Source organism: Sphaerotilus mobilis, from assembly GCF_004216565.1.
GTDB classification, from domain to species: Bacteria; Pseudomonadota; Gammaproteobacteria; order Burkholderiales; family Burkholderiaceae_C; genus Sphaerotilus; species Sphaerotilus mobilis.
Genome location: NZ_SGWV01000009.1, coordinates 80,897 through 101,786, shown reverse-complemented (window position 1 = coordinate 101,786; position 20,890 = coordinate 80,897). Strand labels below are relative to the sequence as shown.

Below are 20,890 nucleotides of genomic sequence, written 5' to 3'. Positions count from 1 at the left end.
CATGAACACCATCCGCATCAAGCAACTCGCAGGCGTCACGCTGGCACTGGTCGGCGTCGCCGGTCTGGCCGCTTGTGCGACCGGCCCGAGCCCGGCCGAGCTGGACCGCCAGGCCACCGCGATGATGAAGGCCTCGTTCCGCGATCAGGGCATCGCCAAGGTGGATCGCCTGAACCAGGATCCGGCCAACGAAGCCTGCTCGCAGGCCGGTACCGGTTCGCCGGCCGAGGCGCTCGTCAAGTCGATCGAGGCGGCCAACCTGGCCACCGTCAAGGCACCGTCGGACGGCCAGTTCCTGGGTGACTGGAAGGCTGGCGAGAGGCTGGCGCAAAGCGGTCGTGGCATGACCTGGACCGATCCGACGGCAGATGCCAAGGACAACGGCGGCAATTGCTACAACTGCCACCAGATCAGCAAGGAAGAGATCTCGCACGGCACCATCGGGCCGAGCCTCTACCAATACGGCAAGCTGCGTGGCGTGGCCAATCCGGCCAGTGCCGAGTCCAAGCCCATCGTCGAGTACACCTGGGGCAAGCTGTGGAATGCGCGGGCCTACAACGCCTGCTCGCACATGCCGCGCTTCGGCCACAAGGGCCTGCTCGACGAGAAGCAGCTCAAGGACATCATGGCCTTGCTGCTGGACCCGAAGTCGCCGGTCAACCAGTGAGCTGAGTCGACCTGAGCCCAAGCCGTTAGCGGCTGGCCAGCCGACACCCTCCCAGACATCGCCCAAACGTACCCCAGACGCCCGCGCCGAGACCACTCTCACGCGGGCGTTTGTCCTTTCAATACATCATTGATTGCTGATTCATGAATCTCTCCAAGCGCGAATTTCTTCAGGTGCTCGGCGCGGCCTCGGCCGCCGGCATGGCGCTGGGCCAGCACGCCGATGCGGATGCGGCGACGGCGCAGCAGGGCCTCTATGACGTCAAGCCCTTCGGCAATGTCAGCTTCCTGCACATGACCGACTGCCATGCGCAGCTCTTGCCCATCCACTTCCGCGAGCCCAGCGTCAACCTCGGCATCGGCGCGATGCGGGGCCAGCCGCCGCACCTGGTCGGCGAGCATCTGCTCAAGCGCATGGGGGTGCGCCCGGGCACCCAACTGGCACATGGCTACACCTACCTCGACTTCGAACGTGCCGCACGCCGCTACGGCAAGGTCGGCGGCTTCGCCCATCTGAGCACGCTGGTCAAGCAGCTGAAGTCGCAGCGCCCGGGTGCCTTGCTGCTCGATGGCGGTGACACCTGGCAGGGCTCGGCGACCTCGTTGTGGACCAATGCCCAGGACATGGTCGATGCCTGCAAGCTCCTCGGTGTGGACGTGATGACCGGCCACTGGGAGTTCACCTACGGCATGGATCGGGTCAAGGAGATCATCGACAAGGACTTCGAGGGCAAGGTCGACTTCGTGGCCCAGAACGTCAAGACCAATGACTTCGGCGACCCGGTCTTCAAGCCCTATGTGATCCGCCCGATCAATGGCGTGCCCTGCGCCATCATCGGCCAGGCCTTCCCCTACACGCCGATCGCCAACCCGCGCTACATGGTGGCCGACTGGAGCTTCGGCATCCAGGACGAGAACATGCAGGCCATGGTCGACGAGGCCCGTGGCAAGGGCGCGCAGGTCGTCGTCGTGATCAGCCACAACGGCATGGACGTCGACCTGAAGATGGCCAGCCGCGTGCGTGGCATCGACGCGATCTTCGGCGGCCACACCCATGACGGCGTGCCCATGGCGATCCCGGTCAAGAACGCGGGTGGCACCACCTTGGTCACCAATGCGGGCTCGAACGGCAAGTTCCTCGGCGTGATGGACTTCGACGTCAAGGACGGCAAGGTCAGCGACTTCCGCTACCGCCTGCTGCCGGTGTTCTCCAACCAGCTCAAGGCCGATCCGGAGATGGCCGCGCTGATCACGAAGATCCGCGCGCCCTACGAGGCCAAGCTGGCCGAGAAGCTGGCGGTGACCGACGGCCTGCTCTACCGCCGAGGCAACTTCAACGGCAGCTGGGACCAGCTGATCTGCGACGCGCTGATGGACGTGCAAGGCGCCGAGATCGCCTTCTCGCCGGGCTTCCGCTGGGGCACCTCGCTGCTGCCGGGCCAGGCGATCACGCGCGAGCTGCTGATGGACCAGGTTGCGACGACCTACTCCTACGCCACCGTCACGCCGATGACCGGCGAGACCATCAAGACCGTGCTGGAAGACGTCTGCGACAACCTCTTCAACGCCGACCCCTACTACCAGCAGGGTGGCGACATGGTGCGCGTGGGCGGGCTTGCCTACAGCTGCAGCCCGAATGAGAAGATGGGCAGCCGCATCGGCGACATGCGCCTGAACGGCAAGCCCGTCGAGGCCGGCAAGACTTACAAGGTCGCCGGTTGGGCGCCGGTGGCCGAAGAGGCCCGCAGCGCCGGCAACAAGCAGGTCTGGGATGTCGTGGAGACGTGGCTCAAGGCCCAGGGTGGCCACGTCAAGGCGCGCAAGATCAACACCCCGCGCCTGATCGGCGTGGACGGCAACCCGGGTCTGGCCTGAACAACATCGATCGGAGCAATCCACCATGAACCACACGCTGAAGGGACTGCGCCGTGGCGCGCTGGCCCTGACCCTGGCCGTGGCTGCCGCTGGCGCCTGGGCACAGGACCAGGTCGTCTATCACATCGCGGACGCGGCCACGCAGGCGCTCGGCGGGCTGCGCAACGTCAAGAACCACCTGGACACGGACCCGACGGCGCAGATCACCGTCGTCACCCATGCCCAGGGCGTGGACTTCCTGATGCAGGACGCGGCCGATCGCAACGGCAATCCCTACGAGATCGCGGTTCAGCAACTGGTGGCGCGGGGCGTCAAGTTCGAGGTCTGCGAGATCACGCTGAAGAACCGTGGCCTCAAGCGCGACCAGTTCATCGCCGAAGCCGGCTTCACGCCTTCGGGCGTGGTTCGGCTCGCCAAGCTGCAGAAGCAGGGCTATGCCTATATCCGGCCTTGAAGCAGGCCAGGAATCAGGCCTTGAAGCAGGCCCTGAGGTTCAAGGCCTTGCGTAGCTGGCGCTGAGTTCCGGATCGGCGCCGACGATGGTCGGCGCCGCCGGGACGGTTTCCTCGCGCCGGTCGACCAGCCAGTCGGTCAGGCTCGCGCTGGCCCACATGGCGACCAGCGTGAGCCAGGACGTCAAGGTGTAGACCGAGGCGCCCGACACACCAGCGCCGACGGCACAGCCGCCGGCCAGCATCCCGCCAAAGCCCATCAGGAAGGCACCGGCGATGTAGCGCCGCATGGCCTGTCCACCCTGGAAGCCTTCGAGCTTGAGCTCGCGCCACAGCAGCGCCGAGACAAAGGCGCCGATGGCCACGCCCGGCACCAGGCCGAGGTCGAATTTCAGCACCTGCCCGGGCGGCGACAGCACCAGCATCAGCGTGTCGGCGGCCGGCCCGGTGAAGGACAGGCTCTGCACCGGCACGATCAGGTCGAAGACGGCGCGCGACAGCACCCAGGTGCCCAGCCAGGCCAGCGCCACCATGACGCCGACGCCGACCGCGCCGAACCAGCCCCAGAAACTGACGCGCTGGCGGTGTCCCCAGATCAAGGCGGCCGCCAGCCACAGCGCGCCAAAGGCGATGCCACCGGCATGGCCGAGACCGCTGATGGCGAGGATGTCGCGGGCCGCGCCGCCCTCGACGGTCCACCAGCCGGCAAGCGTCTGACGCAGCGGGGACAGCACACCGGTCAGGGCCGCCTGGGCGCTGACCGCGAAGACCAGCCCGGACAGCAGCGCGCGCAGGTTGCCCTGTGCGGCCAGCACCAGAAGTCGACTGGAACAGCCGCGCGCCAGGATCATCCCGGCGCCGAACATCGCCCCGCCGATCGCCGCGCCCGACAAGCTGCCGCGCGCGGACAGCTGGCGCGCGCCGCTCACGTCCAGCCAGCCCGCGACGATGAACAGCTGCGTCAGCAGCACCGCCGTCGAGAAGGTGTAGAGCCAGACGGTCAGCTTGCCCTCGCGCGTGCCACGTGCGAACTCGATCACCGCCGAACGCAGGCAGAAGCGGGAGCGGTGGGCGAAGAAGCCGAACAGCACGCCGATCACGGCGCCCAACGCCGCGATCGCGTGTTCCTCGCCCAACCAGGTCAGCAGCGTCTCGATGGCCATGATTGGATCAGTGAATACGAATATTCAGATGGTCCACCCTGGCCGGCCGGGCTGCCTTGACCTGGGTCACATCAGCATGTCCGCCCAGATGTTGCGGGCCCAAGCATTGGCGAAGCTGGCTTCCAGCTCGTTGCGGGCATCGGACACGCCGCCCGAACCGCCGATCGTGAAGAAGCTCTTCTTGGGCGCCTGGTACTCATGCACGCTGGCCACGTGGATGACGTGGGTGTCGTCGACGAAGCTCATGCAGACGTTCGTCAGCATCGGGTGCGGGTTGGGCTCATAGCCCTGCAGCTCGGCCACGATGGCCGCCGCCGTCACCTTGGCATGCGAGTTGGCCATGTGGCCGGACTTGGGCATGCCCTGCGCGACCTGGATCGCGTCGCCGATGACGTGGATGTCCTTGGCCGCCGTCGACTCGAAGTTCAGGAAGTGGGTGTTGCACCAGCGGCCATTGGCGTTGGCCAGGCCGGTCTGCACCGCCAGCGCGCCGGCGCGCATCACCGGCAGCACGTTCAGCACGTCGGCCTTGACGTCGTCCTGCACGTCGAACTTGACGGTGCGCGTGGCGCCGTCGACCGCCGTGGCGGTGTGCTGCGCGCGGTACTCGACGCGGTCGCCGTACAGCTCCTTCCAGGCCTTCTTGAACAGCGGGCCCTTGGAGGTGACGTCCTGGTTGGCATCCAGGATCAGCACCTTCGAGCGCGGCTTGTGCTTCTTGAAGTAGGACGCGATCACGCTGGCGCGTTCATACGGTCCGGGCGGGCAGCGGTAGGGCGCCTCGGGGATGACGATGGCGTAGACACCGCCGTCGCGCATGTCCACCAGCTGCTGGCGCAGCGTCATCGTCTCTGGGCCGGCCTTCCAGGCGTGCAGGATCTGGCCGGCGGCGTGGGCTTGCTGCAGGCCGGCGATACGGTCCCACATGAAGTCGATGCCGGGCGACATGACCAGCTTGTCGTAGCCGATCGAGCCACCACCGGCGAGCGTGACGGTCTTCTTGACCGGGTCGACCGCGCTGGCCATGTCATGCACGATGCGCACGCCATGCTTGCCGGTCAGGCCGCTGTACGGGTTGGTGATGTCGGCCATGGTGCGTTGGCCGCTGAGCACCAGGTTGGAGATCGGGCAGGAAACGAACTGGCGGTTCGGCTCGATCAGCGTCACCGAGATGCGCTGGTCCGACAGCAGCCGGATGTACTTGGCGACCGTGGTGCCGCCGTAGCCGCCGCCGATCACGACCACCTGGGCCTTGGACGCAGCATTGCTGCCACCCAGCGAGGCGCAGCCTGACAGGCCCAGCGCGCCGCCGGCCAGCAGGCCTTGCAGCAGGCGTCGGCGTTGCGCCTGGGTCTGGGGCAGCGGCAGATCGGTCAGGTTCATCGTGTTCATGGGGTTCTCCGGGCGTGCGCTCACTTCAGGCCTCCGAAGTAGGTGGCCAGCGACTCCAGCTGTTCCTGCGAATAGCCCTTGGTGATCTGGTGCATGATCGTTGCGGGCCGCTGGCCGCTGCGGAAGGCCATCAACTGCGTCAGCAGGTAGTCGGCCGGAAGGCCAGCCAGGCGGATCGTCGCCTCGCCTTCCACCGCGCGGCCATCGGTGCCGTGGCATTGGGCGCAGGTGGCGGCCAGGGCGCGCAGCTTGAGGGCTTCGGGCGCCGGACGACCAGCGGCCTGTGCCTGGGCCGACAGCGTGGTCAGGGCGAGCAACAGGCCCGTCAGGGCGCTGGCCAGGGTTCGGGGAAGGGTTCGAGGCATCGGTTCTCCTGGGTGCATCTCGGAATTCTGACGGGTGGAACCCCAGGTCGATCCGTGATTGACCCAGGCGCCGCAGGGCTGTAGTGTTCCGAATATCACTACATACGAATTTAGTGGTTTTCCTGGGCCTGCCCTGCGAGCAACACAGCATGAATCATCCTGATCGCGTCAGCTTCCTGCAATCCTTGCGTGGCCACGTTGGACGCGCAAGTCGGCTCGTCCGATTGGCCGGCGCCGCCATCGCCACGACAGCCGGGTTGCTGGGCGCGAGCCTGCCCCCGGCCGCTGCGGCAGGGGCGCCCGACATGCCGCTGCAGCCAGTGGCCGACCGGGTCTGGTTCGTCCAGGGCGAGTCGGCCATGGGGTCGGCGGCCAACCAGAACTTCATCTCCAACGCCGGGATCGTCCTGACCGACACCGGCGTGGTCGTGATCGATGCGCTGGGCTCGCCTGCGCTGGCCCAGCGGCTGATCGAGCGCATCCGCGAGATCACGCCGCTGCCGATCCACACGGTCATCGTCACGCACTACCACGCTGACCACATCTACGGCCTGCAGGTGTTCCGGGACGCGGGCGCCCGTCTGGTGGCACATGCCCGGGCGCGCGACTACATCGGCTCGGAGACGGCGGTGCGGCGGCTCGAGGCCAGCCGCGAGGAGCTGTTCCCCTGGATCGACGAGCACACCCGGATCGAAGCGCCCGACCTCTGGCTGGGCGAGGGCGGTCACGACGAGGACGTGACCTTGCACATCGGCGGCACCGACTTCGTCGTGCGGCACGCAGGTCCGGCCCACACGCCCGAGGACCTGATCGTCTCGGTGCCCGCCCGCAGCGTGCTGTTCAGCGGCGACCTGGTGTTCCGCCAGCGTGTGCCCTATGTCGGACTGGCCGACAGCAAGGCCTGGATCGTCGCGCTGGACCGCATGCTGGCCTTCGATCCGAAGGTGGTGGTGCCGGGGCACGGCCCGGTCTCGAACGACCCCCGCAGCGACCTGGCCACGACCCGCGACTACCTGCGCTACCTGCGCGACGCGATGGCAGAGGCGGCGACCAATCTGGAGCCCTTCGACGAGGCCTATGCACGCGTGAACTGGGCCCGTTTTGAGAAACTCCCGCTGTTCGGCGCGGTCAACCGCATGAACGCCTACAACACCTACCTGCTGATGGAGCAGGAGGCCCGCTGAGCCGGCACAGCCCTTTGTTGGCGGCCCGCTGGCCCTGATCCGGACGAACGATGCCCGCAGTCCTCGACCCCAAACGCCGACGCCTGGTCGGTGTCACCACCGGCCTGTTGCTGGGTGGCCTGTCACCGGCCTTGCGCGCCGCCCCGACGCCGCGCGGCGAGCGGGTGAACTGGCCGAGCGTCACCCTGACCGATGGCCGCCGGGTCGATGCCGGGACGCTGCAGGGCATCGCCACCGTCGTCGTCTTCTTCGACACCGGCTGCGCCTACTGCAAGCGCCACAACCCGCGCCTGGAGCGTCTGGTGCGGGCTCACCCCGAGGCGCCGTTGCGCGTCATCCTGGCCGCCCATGACCGCAGCGCCGAACCGGTGCGCGACTACCTGAGCCGGCTCGCGCCATCGCTGGACGCCACCCTGGACGCCGCGCCGCTGCATGCGGCCCTGAGCGAGCGCCGCATCGTCCCGCTGACCTGCGTGATCGACCGCAGCGGCGTGCTGCGCGAGGTCATCCCCGGCGAGATGGCCGAGGACGACGTGATGGGCCTGATCAAGTGGACACGGACCTGAGATGGCGTTGCCGAGCCTGAACCTGTCCTCGCTCGCCCGCCGTCTGGGCTTGTGCCTGTGGCTGTTCCCGGTCTCCGTCCCGGTTCTGGCCGCGACGGCCCCGTGGCGCGACTGCGAGGAACCGCGCTGCCCCTGGCTGATCACCGTGCCGGCCGGGTCGTTCATGATGGGTTCGCCCGAGACGGAACCGGGTCGTCACCCGGACGAAGGGCCGCGCCGCCGGGTCACGCTGCGTGCCTACGCGATCGGCCAGCATGAGGTCACCTTCGCGCAATGGGACGCCTGCGTGGCGGCTGGCGGCTGTCCGGCCCAGCCGCGCGATCAAGGCTGGGGACGTGGCGAACGGCCGGCCATACGCATCACCTTCGAGATGGCGCAGGCCTATGTCGACTGGCTTTCCCGCAGCACCGGCCAGCGCTACCGCCTGCCCAGCGAGGCCGAGTGGGAATACGCCGCCCGCGCCGGCACGAGCACGCCGTTCGGGCTGGGTGAGCGCATCGATCCGTCGATCGCCAACATGGCCGGCGGCTTCACGTACAACGGCAGCGTGCGCGGCGTGGACCGCCAGCGCACCGTGCCGGTCGGCAGCCTGCCGGCCAATGCCTGGGGCCTGCACGAGGTGCACGGCAACGTGCTGGAGTGGACGGCCGACTGCTGGCATGAGGACTACCGCGGCGCCCCGCGCGATGGCCGGCCTTGGCTGAAGGACTGCAGCCAGGGCGATCGCCGCGTGCTGCGCGGCGGCAGCTGGTACGACCGCGCCAGCGATCTGCGCTCGGCCTTCCGCAGCGGCCTGTGGGCCGGCAACGAGAACGGCACCGGGCTGCGCGTGGTGCGCGAGATCGGGCGCTGATCGCGGCCCTCCTGTCACGCCGGACCGGTGCGCTGCATCGCCTCCAGCCAGCGCCGGTCGTGGGCGGCGAGGTGGTTCTCGCCATGTTCGATCATGAAATAGCGGAAGGCCTCGGCCGCCGGTGACAGCACCTTGCTCTGCAGGTGCACCACGTTCCAGGTCCGGATGATGGGTGTGCCTTCGGCCGCGACCAGCTCCAGCAGGCCCGCCTGCAGCTCCAGGTGCAGCGTGTGCAGCGACAGGAAGCTCAGGCCCATGCCGGCGATCACCGCCTGCTTGATGGTCTCGTTGCTGGGCATTTCCATGGCGATGCGTGGCTCGACCCGGTGCTCGGCGAAATAGCGGTTCATCAGCGCCCGCGTGCCGGAAGCGCCTTCGCGCGAGATCAGCCCGTGCGAGGCCAGCGCCGACGCCGGCGGGTGGCCCACGCGCAGGATCGGGTGGCCAGGCGGCGCGACAAAGACATGCGGATGGGCCGCAAACGGCTCGGCCCGCGTCGCCAGTTCTCGTGGTGGCCGGCCCATGATGGCGAGGTCGCAGTCGCCGTTTTCCAACAGCGTCACCAGCTGGTCGCGGGTGGGTGTGACCTGCAGGCGCAGGTCGACGCCGGGATGCTCCAGGCGGAAGTCCGCCAGCAGGCGCGGCACGAAGTACTTGGCGGTGCTGACCATGCCCACCGTCAGCAGGCCATCTTCGAGTCGGCGCAGCCGGGCCATGGCGTCTTCGGCCTCCTTGAGCACCGCCAGCAGGCGGCGGGCATAGACCAGGAAGTACTCGCCGGCCGTCGTCAGCACGACCTTGCGGCCCTGCCGATCGAACACCGGCAGGCCCAGCGCGCCTTCCATCTCCCGGATCTGCTGGGTGACGGCCGGGGGCGTGACATGCAATTCCTCGGCGGCGCGGGCAAAGCTTCCCAGCCGCGACACGGCGAGGAAGGCGCGCAGCTGGCGGATGGAGATGTTGAGCAAACTTTTCCTTAGTCGAGCCGAAACAAAACGCGAATTTACTGAAGTGTCGTGCATCCCTAACCTGCGGTCACGCCTTGTCCAACAGATGTCCAGCAGCGAGGACCGGGCGCCAGACACCACAGACCAGGAGACCGTCATCGTGAACACCCCCGTCGACACCGGCGTCATCACCGACGCGAAGAAGCGCTACAGCGCAGGCGTCCTCAAGTACCGCCAGATGGGCTACTGGGACGCCGACTACTGCCCGAAGGACACCGACACCCTGTGTCTGTTCCGCATCACGCCGCAGGACGGCGTTGACCCGATCGAGGCGGCTGCGGCGGTGGCCGGCGAATCGTCGACCGCCACCTGGACCGTGGTCTGGACCGACCGCCTGACCGCTTGCGACAGCTACCGCGCCAAGGCCTACAAGGTCGAGCCGGTGCCCAACAACCCGGGCCAGTACTTCGCCTGGGTGGCCTACGACATCATCCTGTTCGAAGAGGGCTCGATCGCCAACATCACCGCCAGCCTGATCGGCAACGTCTTCAGCTTCAAGCCGCTGAAGGCCGCGCGGCTCGAAGACATCCGCATGCCGGTGGCGCTGATCAAGACCTTCAAGGGTCCGCCGACCGGGCTGGTGGTCGAGCGTGAGCGCCTGGACAAGTTCGGCCGCCCCTTGCTGGGCGCGACGACCAAGCCCAAGCTGGGCCTGTCGGGCCGCAACTACGGCCGCGTCATCTACGAAGGCCTCAAGGGTGGCCTGGACTTCATGAAGGACGACGAGAACATCAACTCGCAGCCCTTCATGCACTGGCGTGACCGCTTCCTCTACGTGATGGACGGCGTCAACAAGGCGAGTGCGGCGACCGGCGAGGTCAAGGGCAGCTACCTGAACGTCACCGGCGCGACGATGGAAGACATCTACGAGCGCGCCGAGTTCGCCAAGGAGTTGGGTTCGGTCGTGATCATGGTCGACCTGATCATCGGCTGGAGCGCCATCCAGTCGATCGGCAACTGGGCCCGCAAGAACGACATGATCGTGCACATGCACCGGGCCGGTCATGGCACCTACACCCGGCAGAAGAACCACGGCGTGTCCTTCCGCGTCATGGCCAAGTGGCTGCGCCTGGCCGGTGTCGACCACCTGCACACCGGCACGGCGGTCGGCAAGCTCGAAGGCGACCCGATGACGGTGCAGGGCTACTACAACGTCTGCCGCGACAGCTACACCAAGCAGGACCTGCCGCGCGGCCTGTTCTTCGACCAGGACTGGTGCGACATGAAGAAGGTCATGCCGGTGGCCTCGGGCGGCATCCACGCCGGCCAGATGCACCAGCTGATCGACCTCTTCGGTGACGACGTGATCCTGCAGTTCGGGGGCGGCACGATCGGCCACCCGGCTGGCATCCAGGCCGGCGCCGTGGCCAACCGCGTGGCACTGGAGTGCATGGTCAAGGCCCGCAACGAAGGCCGCGACATCAAGGTCGAAGGCCCGGAGATCCTGCGCAAGGCGGCCCAGTTCTGCACCCCGCTCAAGCAGGCGCTCGATACCTGGGGCGAGATCAGCTTCAACTACGCCAGCACGGACACCTCGGACTACGCGGTGACCCCGAGCCCCCAGGCTTGACGCTCACGCGTCTGCGCCACCCCCCGAGGGGGCTCACGCCAGGACCGGCCAAGCCGGATCACCGCGTGCCGTCCTCGCTCAACCGACTTGGAGACCTGCCGCCATGATGACCAACCCGACCGGCCGCATCACGCAAGGCCAGTTCAGCTTCCTGCCCGATCTGACCGACGACGAGATCGCGATGCAGATCCAGTACGGACTGGACAAGGGCTATGCCTGGAGCGTCGAGTACACCGACGACCCGCACCCGCGCAACACCTACTGGGAGATGTTCGGCATGCCGATGTTCGACCTGCAGGACGCCGCCGGCGTGCTGCTCGAACTGCAGCAGTGCCGGGCCACCTTCCCGAAGCACTACATCCGCCTGATGGCCTTCGATTCGACCCGTGGCGTCGAGACCATCACGATGAGCTTCATCGTCAACCGGCCGCCGAGCGAGCCCGGCTTCGGCCTGGTGCGCCAGGAGATCAACGGCCGCTCGATGCGCTACACGGTGCACAGCTACGCGACCGACCGTCCCGAGACCCAGCGCTATTGATGCCCAGCGGTGGAGGCCGTGAGGCCTCTGCCCGGAGTTGCCGATGAACACGCCGCTCTACGCGATCCCCGGCCAGCGTGCCCCGCTGGCCGACGCGCCCTCGAAGAACCCCGTGACCGGGACCGTTGCCGGAACCGTGGCCGACACCGATGGCGACCCGCTGTCGCGCGCTCGCAGCGTCGCCGAGGTGCTGGCGCACAGCCAGGTCGAGTCGGTCATGGACCTGCTCGACCGTGACCTGGTGGGCCTCGCGCCGGTCAAGCAACGCATCCGCGACATCGCCGCGCTGCTGGTGATCGACCGCTTGCGGCGCAACCTCGGGCTGGCCGCGCAGGCCCCCAGCCTGCACATGTGCTTCACGGGCAATCCGGGCACAGGCAAGACGACCGTGGCGATGCGCATGGCCGAGATCCTTCAGCGCCTGGGCCATTGCCGCAAGGGCCATCTGGTGGCGGTGACGCGCGACGACCTGGTGGGCCAGTACATCGGTCACACGGCGCCCAAGACCAAGGAAGTGCTGAAGAAGGCCATGGGCGGCGTGCTCTTCATCGACGAGGCGTATTACCTCTACCGGCCCGAGAACGAGCGCGACTACGGACAGGAAGCCATCGAGATCTTGCTGCAGGTGATGGAGAACCAGCGCGACGACCTGGTCGTGATCCTGGCGGGCTACAAGGACCGCATGGACACCTTCTTCCAGTCCAACCCGGGCGTGAGCTCGCGCATCGCGCATCACCTCGACTTCCCCGACTACAGCGTCGACGAGCTGCTCGACATCAGCGGCCACATGCTCGACGCCCAGCATTACCGCTGGGGAGAGGGCGCCCGCGAGGCCTTCGACGCCTACTTGCAACGGCGCACCCAACAGCCCCATTTCGCCAACGCCCGCAGCGTGCGCAATGCGCTGGACCGGGCCCGGCTGCGCCAGGCCAGCCGCCTGTTCGCGCAGCGCGACCGGCACCTCGACGAGGCCGACCTGTGCACGCTGGAGGTGGCCGACATCCGCGCCAGCCGCGTGTTCCAGACCCAGCCCTGATCCTTGATCCCCTGACCCCGACCCCTGAGCCCCCGACCCGACACCACAACGACAACGACCCGAGGAGACGTCCATGAGCCTTTCCAACCGTTCGACGCTGACGCAGTACCTGATCGAGCAGCGCCGCCGTTTCCCGTCCGCCAGCGGCGACCTCAACGCCTTGCTGCTGGAGGTGGCGCTGGCGTGCAAGTCCATCGCCCGTTCGGTGGCCTTCGGTGAACTCGGTGGCGTCATGGGTGACGCGTCGGTCGATGCGGCGCAAGGTGGTGCGGTCAACGTCCAGGGCGAGGTCCAGAAGAAGCTCGACGTGCTCAGCAACGACGTCTTCGTGCGCATGAACGAGTGGGCCGGGCACTTGGCGGGCATGGCCTCGGAGGAGATGGAACAGCCGTCCCAGATCCCCGCCCAGTACCCGCGTGGCAAGTACCTGCTGGTGTTCGATCCGCTGGACGGCTCCAGCAACATCGACGTCAACGTGTCGGTGGGCAGCATCTTCTCGATCCTGCGTGCGCCCGATGACGTGATCGCCAGCGGCCGCGATGTGGTCGAGGCCGACTTCCTGCAACCCGGCGCAACCCAGGTGGCCGCCGGCTATGCGCTCTATGGTCCGACCACGATGCTGGTGCTCAGCGTGGGCAATGGCGTGGCCGGCTTCACGCTGCACCCCAACCTGGGCGAGTTCGTGCTGACGCACCCCGACATCCAGGTGCCACCCGACACGCGCGAGTTCGCGATCAACGCGTCCAACAGCCGCTTCTGGGAGCCGCCGGTCAAGCGCTATGTCGACGAATGCCTGGCCGGTGCGACGGGCCCGCGTGGCAAGGACTTCAACATGCGCTGGATCGCCAGCATGGTGGCCGAGGCCCACCGCATCCTGATGCGCGGCGGCGTCTTCATGTACCCGCGCGACACCAAGGACCCGAGCAAGCCCGGCCGGCTGCGGCTGCTCTACGAGGCCAACCCGATCGGCTTCATCATGGAACAGGCCGGGGGCCGTGCATCGACCGGTCGCCAGCCGATGCTGGGCGTGGTGCCGAGCTCGCTGCATCAGCGCATCGGCCTGGTGTTCGGCTCCCGCAACGAGGTCGAGCGCATCGAGCGCTACCACCACGAGCCGGTCAAGAACGACTTCAACACGCCGCTGTTCGCCGAGCGTTCGCTTTTCAGGAATTGACCGGCCCACAGCGGTCGCGGGATCAGACCTCGCCCTTCAAGCATCGAATCAAATCGCAGGAGACAGCATGTCCGAACGCCATCCGATCATCGCCATCACCGGCTCGTCCGGTGCCGGCACCACGTCCGTGACGCGGACCTTCGAGAACATCTTCCGGCGCGAGAAGGTGTCCGCCGCCGTCATCGAAGGCGACAGCTTCCACCGCTACGACCGGCTGGAAATGAAGAAGCGCCAGGCCGAGGCCGAGCGCGAGGGCAATCGCAACTTCAGCCACTTCGGGCCGGAGAACAACCTGTTCGCCGAGATCGAGCAGCTGTTCCGCACCTACGGCGAGACCGGCACCGGCATGCGCCGCAAGTACCTGCATGACGCCGAGGAGGCCGCGCCCTACCAGCAGAACCCCGGCACGTTCACGCCCTGGGAGGAGATCCCCAAGGGCACCGACCTGCTGTTCTACGAGGGCCTGCACGGCGCGGTCGTCACGCCCGAGGTCAACATCGCCCGTCACCCGGACCTGCTGATCGGCGTGGTGCCGGTGATCAACCTGGAATGGATCCAGAAGCTCTGGCGCGACAAGAAGCAGCGCGGCTACAGCACCGAGGCGGTGACCGACACCATCCTGCGCCGGATGCCCGACTACGTGAACTACATCTGCCCGCAGTTCGCCCACACCCATGTGAACTTCCAGCGTGTGCCCTGCGTGGACACCAGCAACCCCTTCATCGCCCGCGACATCCCGTCGCCCGATGAAAGCATCTGCGTGATCCGCTTTGCCAACCCCAAGGGCATCGACTTTCCCTACCTGCTCAACATGATCAACGACAGCTTCATGTCGCGCGCCAACACCGTGGTGGTGCCGGGCGGCAAGATGGAGCTGGCCATGCAGCTCATCTTCACGCCCTTCATCTGGCGAATGATGGAGCGCAAGCGCAGGCTCATGGACTGAGCCACCCGGCGCGCCCTGCGCCACCCTGCGCCGCCCCCTTCCTACTTCCTCCGTCTTGCCGATGTGCGCGGCCCGCCGCGCGCCGGCCCCGTCACGTCCATCGATCTGGAAACCCGCCGCATGAACGCCCCGCTGAACCTCACCACCGACATGGCCAACGCGCTGCGAGCGCTGGCCATGGATGCCGTCCAGAAGGCCAACTCCGGCCACCCCGGCGCGCCGATGGGCATGGCCGAGATGGCCGTCGCACTGTGGGGCCGCCACCTGCGTGTCAACCCGGCCGATCCGGGCTGGCCGGACCGCGACCGCTTCGTGCTGTCCAACGGCCATGCGTCGATGCTGCTCTATGCCCTGCTGCACCTGAGCGGCCATGCGCTGTCGATGGACGACCTGAAGGCCTTCCGCCAGCTGCACAGCCGCACGCCGGGCCACCCGGAGATCGGCATCACGCCCGGCGTCGAGACGACCACCGGCCCGCTCGGTCAGGGGCTGGCGAATGCGGTCGGCATGGCGCTGGCCGAGAAGCTGCTGGCGCAGGCCTTCAACCGGCCGGGCCACGACATCGTCGACCACCGCACCTACGTCTTCATGGGCGACGGCTGCCTGATGGAGGGCATCAGCCAGGAGGCCATTTCGCTGGCCGGCGTCTGGGGCCTGAACAAGCTGATCGCGCTCTACGACGACAACGGCATCTCGATCGACGGCCCCGTCCAGGGCTGGTTCGCCGACGACACCGCGCTGCGTTTCAAGGCCTGCGGCTGGAACGTCATCGGCACCGTGGACGGCCATGACGTGGCCGCGCTCGATGCGGCCATCACGCAGGCCCGCAGCAGCAGCGAGCGGCCGACGCTGATCATCTGCAAGACCCGCATCGGCCAGGGCTCCCCGAAGCGTGCCAACACCGCCAAGGCACACGGCGAGCCGCTCGGCGCCGAGGAGATCGCCGCGACCCGCGCCGCCATCGGCTGGCCGCACGCGCCCTTCGAGATCCCCGAGACCGTGCGCAACGCCTGGGACTTGCGCACACGCGGCGCCGCGCAGCAGCGCGACTGGACCGCCCGGCTGGCCGACTACCGCGTCGCCCATCCGGCGCTGGCCGAGGAACTGGAGCGCCGCCTTTCCGGCCGCCGCCCGATCCACTTCGAGGACGTCGTCTTCAAGGCCATCACGGACGTCGCCCTCAAGGGCGAGACGGTTGCCAGCCGCAAGGCCTCGCAGCAGGTGCTGGCCGCGCTGGGTCCCGCCTTGCCCGAGCTGATCGGTGGTAGCGCCGACCTGACCGGCTCCAACCTGACCGACTTCCCGGGCTGCGGCGCGGTCAAGGGCGGGTCCTTCGAGGGGCGTCACGTCCACTACGGCGTGCGTGAGTTCGGCATGGCCGCGGCGATGAACGGCATGGCGCTGCACGGTGGCTTCATCCCCTATGGCGGCACCTTCCTGACCTTCAGCGACTACAGCCGCAATGCCATCCGCATGGCCGCGCTGATGAAGCAGCAGGTCATCCATGTCTTCACCCACGACTCCATCGGCTTGGGCGAGGACGGTCCGACCCACCAGCCGGTCGAACATGCCGCCAGCCTGCGGCTGATCCCCCACCTGGACGTCTGGCGACCGGGCGACGCCACCGAGACCGCCGTGGCCTGGGCGCATGCGCTCGGCCAGCGCGACCGTCCGAGCGCGCTGCTGTTGAGCCGCCAGAACCTGCCGGCCCAGACCCGCACGCCCGAACAGGTGGCCGAGGCCCACCGCGGCGCCTATGTGCTGAGCGACCGTGCCGCCGCCCGCGCCGTGCTGATCGCCAGCGGTTCCGAGCTGGGACTGGCGATGACGGCGCAACAGCACCTCGATGCCCTGGGCGTGCCGGTGCGCGTGGTCTCGATGCCGTCCAGCAGCGTGTTCGACCGCCAGGACGCTCGCTGGCAACAAGCCGTGCTGGGCGATGCGCGTCTGCCGCGCTTCGGGGTTGAAGCGGGCATCTCTCGCTTCTGGCGCCAGTACGGCTGCGTCGACGCGCTGGGGGTGGACAGCTTCGGCGAGTCCGGCCCGGGACCGTCGGTCTATGCCCATTTCGGCCTGACCGTCGAGGCGCTGGTCGCCCGGGTGCAGGCCTGGCTGACCGCAGCGGCCTGAGCACCGCACCACGACCTTGTCCCCGGACCTGTCAGAGGAACAGCCGATGAACACGCACATCCCGTCCGTCGACGCGGTCTCGTTCGACCTCGACGGCACGCTGGTCGACACGGCCGGCGAGATCGCCGCAGCGGTCAACGCGACCTTGAGGGACTTCGACATCGCGGCACGCAGCACCGAGGACATCACGGCGCTGATCGGCGACGGCCTGCGTGCCTTGATGCTCAAGCTCCTGGCCCGGCTGTTGCTCGACCAGCCGGCGTTGGCCGACCGGCTGCATCCGGATGCCGTGCTGGCCCGCGTCGAACACCACTACGGGCTGCGGGTGGGCGGCAGCGCGCGGGCCTATCCCGGTGCGGCCAGCACGCTGCAGGCCCTGCGTGCAGCGGGCGTGCGCACCGCCTGCGTCACCAACAAGGACGGCCGCTACGCCCGCATGCTGCTGGAGGCCACCGGCCTGATCGAGCACCTCGACCTGGTCGTCGCGGGTGACACCCTGCCGCACAAGAAGCCGCACCCCAGCGTGCTGCGCCATGTCGCCAAGCGGCTGGGCGTCGCGCCGCACCGGCTGGCGCATGTCGGCGACTCGCGCACGGACCTGCTGGCGGCCCGCAACGCCGGTGCCGCCGACTGGGCCGTGCCGCATGGCTACAACGGCGGCGAGCCGATCGCGGCGGCCGAGCCCGGTCGCCTCTTCGACGACCTGCCGGCCGTGGCGGCCTGGGTGCTGGCGACCCGGGCGTCCGGCCCGTCGCCAATCCAGTCGATGGCGGCCTGAGCCGGCCGTCACCTCCAGCCGCTACCTCCCCATTCATTGACCCTTGCACGGAGCCCCACATGGCCCTGATCTCGCTGCGCCAACTGCTCGACCATGCCGCCGAACGCGGCTACGGCGTGCCCGCCTTCAACGTCAACAACATGGAGCAGATCCACTCGATCATGGAAGCCGCGCAGGCCACGCGCAGCCCGGTGATCCTGCAGGCCTCGGCCGGGGCGCGGAAGTACGCCGGTGAGGCCTATCTGCGCCACCTCGTGCTGGCCGCGATCGAGAGCCACCCGGACATTCCTGTCGTGCTGCACCAGGACCATGGCGCGTCGGCGGCGGTCTGCGTGCAGGCGATCCGTTCGGGCTTCTCCAGCGTGATGATGGACGGCTCGCTGCGCGAGGATGCCAAGACGCCAGCGAGCTACGACTACAACGTCCAGGTGACCGCCGACGTCTGCCGCATCGCCCATGCGGTGGGTGTGTCGGTCGAGGGTGAACTCGGCTGCCTGGGCTCACTGGAGACGGGCGCGGCCGGCGAGGAAGACGGCGTGGGTGCCGAAGGCAAGCTCAGCCACGAACAGATGCTGACCGACCCGACCGAGGCCCGCGACTTCGTCGCCCGCACCGGCGTCGACGCCCTGGCGATCGCCATCGGCACCAGCCACGGTGCCTACAAGTTCACCCGCCAGCCGACCGGCGACATCCTGGCCATCGACCGCATCGCCGCCATCCATGCGGCGGTGCCCGACACCCACCTGGTCATGCACGGCTCATCGAGCGTGCCGCAGGAGTGGCTCGCGCTGATCCGCCAGTACGGCGGCGACATCGGCGAGACCTACGGCGTGCCGGTCGAGGAAATCGTGCGCGGCATCGCCAACGGCGTGCGCAAGGTCAACATCGACACCGACATCCGCCTGGCCATGACCGGCGCGATGCGCCAGACCTTTGCCCAGCAGCCGTCCGAGTTCGACCCGCGCAAGGCCTTGATGGCCGCGACGAAGGCCGCGCGTGGCATCTGCGAGGCACGCTTCAAGGCCTTCGGCTGTGAAGGTCAGGCCGACCTGATCAAGCCGGTGTCGCTGGACCGCATGGTCGCGCGCTACCGCTGACATGAGCGGCTTGCGCGCACTGCTGTGGGACGTCGACGGCACGCTGGCCGAGACCGAGCGTGACGGCCATCTGGTCGCCTTCAACCAGGCCTTCGACGACATGGGCCTGCCCTGGCGCTGGGACGAGGCGCGTTATGCCCGTCTGCTGCGTGTGACGGGCGGGCGCGAGCGCCTGCTGCACGACATGGCAGATCGGGCCGATGCACCGGCCGATCCGGCCCGCCGCGAGGCCCTGGCGCGCGAGCTGCACACGCGCAAGAACCGGCGCTATGCCGAACGTGTCGATGCGGGGCTGGTGACACCGCGCCCCGGCGTGCTGCGCCTGATCGGCGAGGCCCGCGCGGCGGGCGCCTTGCAGGCCATCGTCACGACCACCAGCCGGACCAATGTCGACGCCCTGCTGGGCCGGATGCTGGGACCGGACTGGCACGACACCTTTGCCGCCTGCGTCTGTGGCGAGGACGTCGAGCACAAGAAGCCCCACCCGCAGGCGCATCGGCTGTCGCTGCAGCAGCTGGGCCTGCGCGCCGAGGAGGCCCTGGCGCTGGAGGACAGCGAGGTCGGCCTGCAAGCCGCCGACGCCGCCGGGTTGGCTGTGCTGCTGACGCCCAGCGTGTTCTTTCCCGCCACGGCACAGAGCCAGGAGCGGGCCTGGGCCTGCTGCACCGATCTGGACTGCGGCGGCGCGAGGTTTTCGGGGGCAGTGAGCTGGGCCAGTCTGCGCGAGCAGGCGGGCTCCTGAACACTGCTGAGGCGTGATGGCGGCCGGAGCCTTCCGGCCCCCGTCGTTGCCTCGTTGTCACGGCAGGACGTCCCTCAGGCGTCCTGCCGTTTTTTTCCGGCTCGCCGGGTTTGCGGCCCTTGCCGCCTGAGGGTGGGCAAGGGCAAAGTCCGGTCTCCCATCCGGAGTCCGTCCATGTCCCCGCGTCGATCGTCGTCCCGCCTCGCCCTTGCTCCTGTGCTCGCCCTCGTCGCGATGCTGCTGGGCGCGTCCTTCCTGCTGGGCACGGCCACGCCGTTGCGGGCTCAGGGCATCGAGATCTTCGTGGACGCCGATCTGGCCTTGGGCGAGAAGCTGATCCGCGAGAGCCAGTGCGACGCCTGCCATGCCCGCAACGTCGGCGGGGATGGTCACGACATCTACAACCCCAAAGGCCGCATCTCCACGCCCGGCGCCTTGCGCGGCATGGTCGAGTACTGCAACACCGAACTGGGGCTGGGCTTCTTCCCCGAGGAAGTCACCGCCATCGCGGCGGTGCTGCAGCGTGACCACTACCGCTTCCGTTGAGTCCAGCGCATCCGGCGCATCTGGTGCATCTGGCGAGGCCCTGGCCATGCCGTTGCATCAGTGCAGACGCATAAAATGATGCAACGATGAACACGACCGAGGCACCGACCATGTCCGACAGCCCCCGCGACGAAAGCGACGCCGTCTTTGACTCCGTGGCCGAGTTGTTCTCGCTGCTGTCCACGCCGATCCGGTTGAAGATCATCAGCTCGCTGTGTCACGGCGAGAAGAACGTGTCGCAGCTGCTGGAAGACATCGACACCACCCAGCCCAACATGTCCCAGCACCTGTCGACGCTCTACCGCGCCGGCGTGCTGGGCAAGCGGCGCGACAGCACCCAGATCTACTACCGGCTGCAGAGCGAACGTGTGGCCACGCTGTGCCGCGCGGTCTGCAACCAGGTCGCCACCGAGATGGACCCGGCCGCGCAGGTGCCGGTGGCCGAGCGCCTGTTGCCGGCCGCGCCGCGCTGACGTCGCTGACGTCGCCGACGCGTGGGCTTCAGCGCACCTTCCCCAGCAGGGTCTGCATGTCGTCGAGCATGCCTTCGAGCACCGGCGTCTGCTGCTCGTTCATGCCCAGCCGCTGGGTCAGCTCCTGCTGCATGAAGCAGACGGTCATCCGGACATAGGCGCTGTCCAGCGCCTTGCGCACGGCGGCCATCTGGCTGGCGATGTCCATGCAGGACTCGCCGCCTTCGATCATCCGCTGGATGCCACGCAGCTGGCCTTCGGCCCGTTTCAATCGATTCAGCAGGTCGGTGCGTGCACCTTCGTCCTGGAGTTGGGCCATGGCGCAGTCCTCCGTTGC

General features: G+C 68.1%; 22 protein-coding genes. 17 read left to right on the top strand and 5 right to left on the bottom strand.

The window, feature by feature from the left end; translation table 11 throughout:
• The first annotated feature begins 1 nt into the window (after position 1).
• The 3 genes from soxX (at position 2) to EV685_RS09690 (ending at position 2,995) form a co-directional block, all read left to right on the top strand.
• Positions 2–667, top strand: a complete 666-nt coding sequence (soxX, locus tag EV685_RS09700; RefSeq protein WP_130481826.1) for a sulfur oxidation c-type cytochrome SoxX — start codon at positions 2–4, stop codon at positions 665–667.
• A 143-nt stretch (positions 668–810) separates the two neighbouring features.
• A complete protein-coding gene (gene soxB, locus EV685_RS09695; RefSeq protein ID WP_130481825.1) occupies positions 811–2,541 on the top strand; it encodes a thiosulfohydrolase SoxB in 1,731 nt (576 codons plus the stop codon).
• A gap of 25 nt (positions 2,542–2,566) precedes the next feature.
• Complete coding sequence (locus EV685_RS09690) at positions 2,567–2,995, top strand: DsrE family protein (RefSeq protein ID WP_130481824.1); 429 nt, start codon at positions 2,567–2,569, stop codon at positions 2,993–2,995.
• A 39-nt stretch (positions 2,996–3,034) separates the two neighbouring features.
• On the opposite strand, the gene EV685_RS09685 is transcribed toward EV685_RS09690, so the two are convergent.
• The 3 genes from EV685_RS09685 to EV685_RS09675 all read right to left on the bottom strand — a co-directional run bounded on the left by EV685_RS09685 (position 3,035) and on the right by EV685_RS09675 (position 5,913).
• A complete protein-coding gene (locus EV685_RS09685) occupies positions 3,035–4,156 on the bottom strand; it encodes a YeeE/YedE family protein (protein WP_130481823.1) in 1,122 nt (373 codons plus the stop codon).
• Positions 4,157–4,222: 66 nt separating this feature from the next.
• Positions 4,223–5,548, bottom strand: a complete 1,326-nt coding sequence (locus EV685_RS09680; RefSeq protein WP_242615520.1) for an NAD(P)/FAD-dependent oxidoreductase — start codon at positions 5,546–5,548, stop codon at positions 4,223–4,225.
• A 20-nt stretch (positions 5,549–5,568) separates the two neighbouring features.
• Positions 5,569–5,913, bottom strand: coding sequence for a c-type cytochrome (locus EV685_RS09675; RefSeq protein WP_130481822.1), 345 nt, complete (start codon positions 5,911–5,913; stop codon positions 5,569–5,571).
• Between the two features lie 149 nt (positions 5,914–6,062).
• Here EV685_RS09675 and EV685_RS09670 point away from each other — a divergent pair, with 149 nt between their 5' ends.
• Genes EV685_RS09670 through EV685_RS09660 form a run of 3 tightly spaced genes read left to right on the top strand, consistent with a single transcriptional unit; the run spans position 6,063 to position 8,516 of the window.
• On the top strand, positions 6,063–7,097 hold the full coding sequence (locus tag EV685_RS09670) for an MBL fold metallo-hydrolase (protein WP_130481821.1): 1,035 nt from the start codon (positions 6,063–6,065) through the stop codon (positions 7,095–7,097).
• A gap of 50 nt (positions 7,098–7,147) precedes the next feature.
• Positions 7,148–7,663 (top strand): TlpA disulfide reductase family protein, encoded by a 516-nt coding sequence (locus EV685_RS09665; protein ID WP_130481820.1) that lies wholly within the window; start codon positions 7,148–7,150, stop codon positions 7,661–7,663.
• Position 7,664: 1 nt separating this feature from the next.
• Positions 7,665–8,516, top strand: a complete 852-nt coding sequence (locus tag EV685_RS09660; protein WP_130481819.1) for a formylglycine-generating enzyme family protein — start codon at positions 7,665–7,667, stop codon at positions 8,514–8,516.
• 14 nt (positions 8,517–8,530) lie between these two features.
• Here EV685_RS09660 and EV685_RS09655 read toward each other — a convergent pair whose 3' ends face one another.
• On the bottom strand, positions 8,531–9,484 hold the full coding sequence (locus EV685_RS09655) for a LysR family transcriptional regulator (RefSeq protein ID WP_130481818.1): 954 nt from the start codon (positions 9,482–9,484) through the stop codon (positions 8,531–8,533).
• 139 nt (positions 9,485–9,623) lie between these two features.
• On the opposite strand from EV685_RS09655, the gene EV685_RS09650 reads away from it, so the two are divergent.
• The 11 genes from EV685_RS09650 to EV685_RS09600 all read left to right on the top strand — a co-directional run bounded on the left by EV685_RS09650 (position 9,624) and on the right by EV685_RS09600 (position 20,553).
• Complete coding sequence (locus EV685_RS09650) at positions 9,624–11,093, top strand: form I ribulose bisphosphate carboxylase large subunit (protein ID WP_130481817.1); 1,470 nt, start codon at positions 9,624–9,626, stop codon at positions 11,091–11,093.
• Between the two features lie 103 nt (positions 11,094–11,196).
• Entirely contained in the window at positions 11,197–11,631 is a 435-nt protein-coding gene (locus EV685_RS09645) for a ribulose bisphosphate carboxylase small subunit (RefSeq protein ID WP_130481816.1), read from the top strand.
• A 43-nt stretch (positions 11,632–11,674) separates the two neighbouring features.
• Positions 11,675–12,667 carry a CbbX protein gene (gene cbbX / locus EV685_RS09640; RefSeq protein WP_130481815.1) on the top strand — a complete coding sequence of 331 codons (993 nt, stop codon included), beginning with the start codon at positions 11,675–11,677 and terminating at the stop codon, positions 12,665–12,667.
• 73 nt (positions 12,668–12,740) lie between these two features.
• Complete coding sequence (locus EV685_RS09635) at positions 12,741–13,841, top strand: class 1 fructose-bisphosphatase (RefSeq protein ID WP_130481814.1); 1,101 nt, start codon at positions 12,741–12,743, stop codon at positions 13,839–13,841.
• 67 nt (positions 13,842–13,908) lie between these two features.
• The gene (locus EV685_RS09630; protein ID WP_130481813.1) at positions 13,909–14,787 is read left to right on the top strand and encodes a phosphoribulokinase; all 879 of its coding nucleotides are present in this window, start codon (positions 13,909–13,911) and stop codon (positions 14,785–14,787) included.
• Positions 14,788–14,907: 120 nt separating this feature from the next.
• On the top strand, positions 14,908–16,917 hold the full coding sequence (gene tkt / locus EV685_RS09625; protein WP_130481812.1) for a transketolase: 2,010 nt from the start codon (positions 14,908–14,910) through the stop codon (positions 16,915–16,917).
• A gap of 46 nt (positions 16,918–16,963) precedes the next feature.
• Positions 16,964–17,695 (top strand): HAD-IA family hydrolase, encoded by a 732-nt coding sequence (locus tag EV685_RS09620; protein WP_130481811.1) that lies wholly within the window; start codon positions 16,964–16,966, stop codon positions 17,693–17,695.
• A 59-nt stretch (positions 17,696–17,754) separates the two neighbouring features.
• Positions 17,755–18,792 carry a class II fructose-bisphosphate aldolase gene (fba, locus tag EV685_RS09615; protein ID WP_130481810.1) on the top strand — a complete coding sequence of 346 codons (1,038 nt, stop codon included), beginning with the start codon at positions 17,755–17,757 and terminating at the stop codon, positions 18,790–18,792.
• Position 18,793: 1 nt separating this feature from the next.
• Positions 18,794–19,534, top strand: coding sequence for an HAD-IA family hydrolase (locus EV685_RS09610; RefSeq protein WP_130481809.1), 741 nt, complete (start codon positions 18,794–18,796; stop codon positions 19,532–19,534).
• Between the two features lie 174 nt (positions 19,535–19,708).
• Positions 19,709–20,080: a hypothetical protein gene (locus EV685_RS09605; protein WP_242615519.1), complete on the top strand. Its 372-nt coding sequence runs from the start codon at positions 19,709–19,711 to the stop codon at positions 20,078–20,080.
• A 110-nt stretch (positions 20,081–20,190) separates the two neighbouring features.
• On the top strand, positions 20,191–20,553 hold the full coding sequence (locus EV685_RS09600; RefSeq protein WP_207224800.1) for an ArsR/SmtB family transcription factor: 363 nt from the start codon (positions 20,191–20,193) through the stop codon (positions 20,551–20,553).
• Positions 20,554–20,581: 28 nt separating this feature from the next.
• Here EV685_RS09600 and EV685_RS09595 read toward each other — a convergent pair whose 3' ends face one another.
• Positions 20,582–20,872, bottom strand: coding sequence for a metal-sensing transcriptional repressor (locus EV685_RS09595; protein WP_130481807.1), 291 nt, complete (start codon positions 20,870–20,872; stop codon positions 20,582–20,584).
• Positions 20,873–20,890 lie beyond the last annotated feature (18 nt).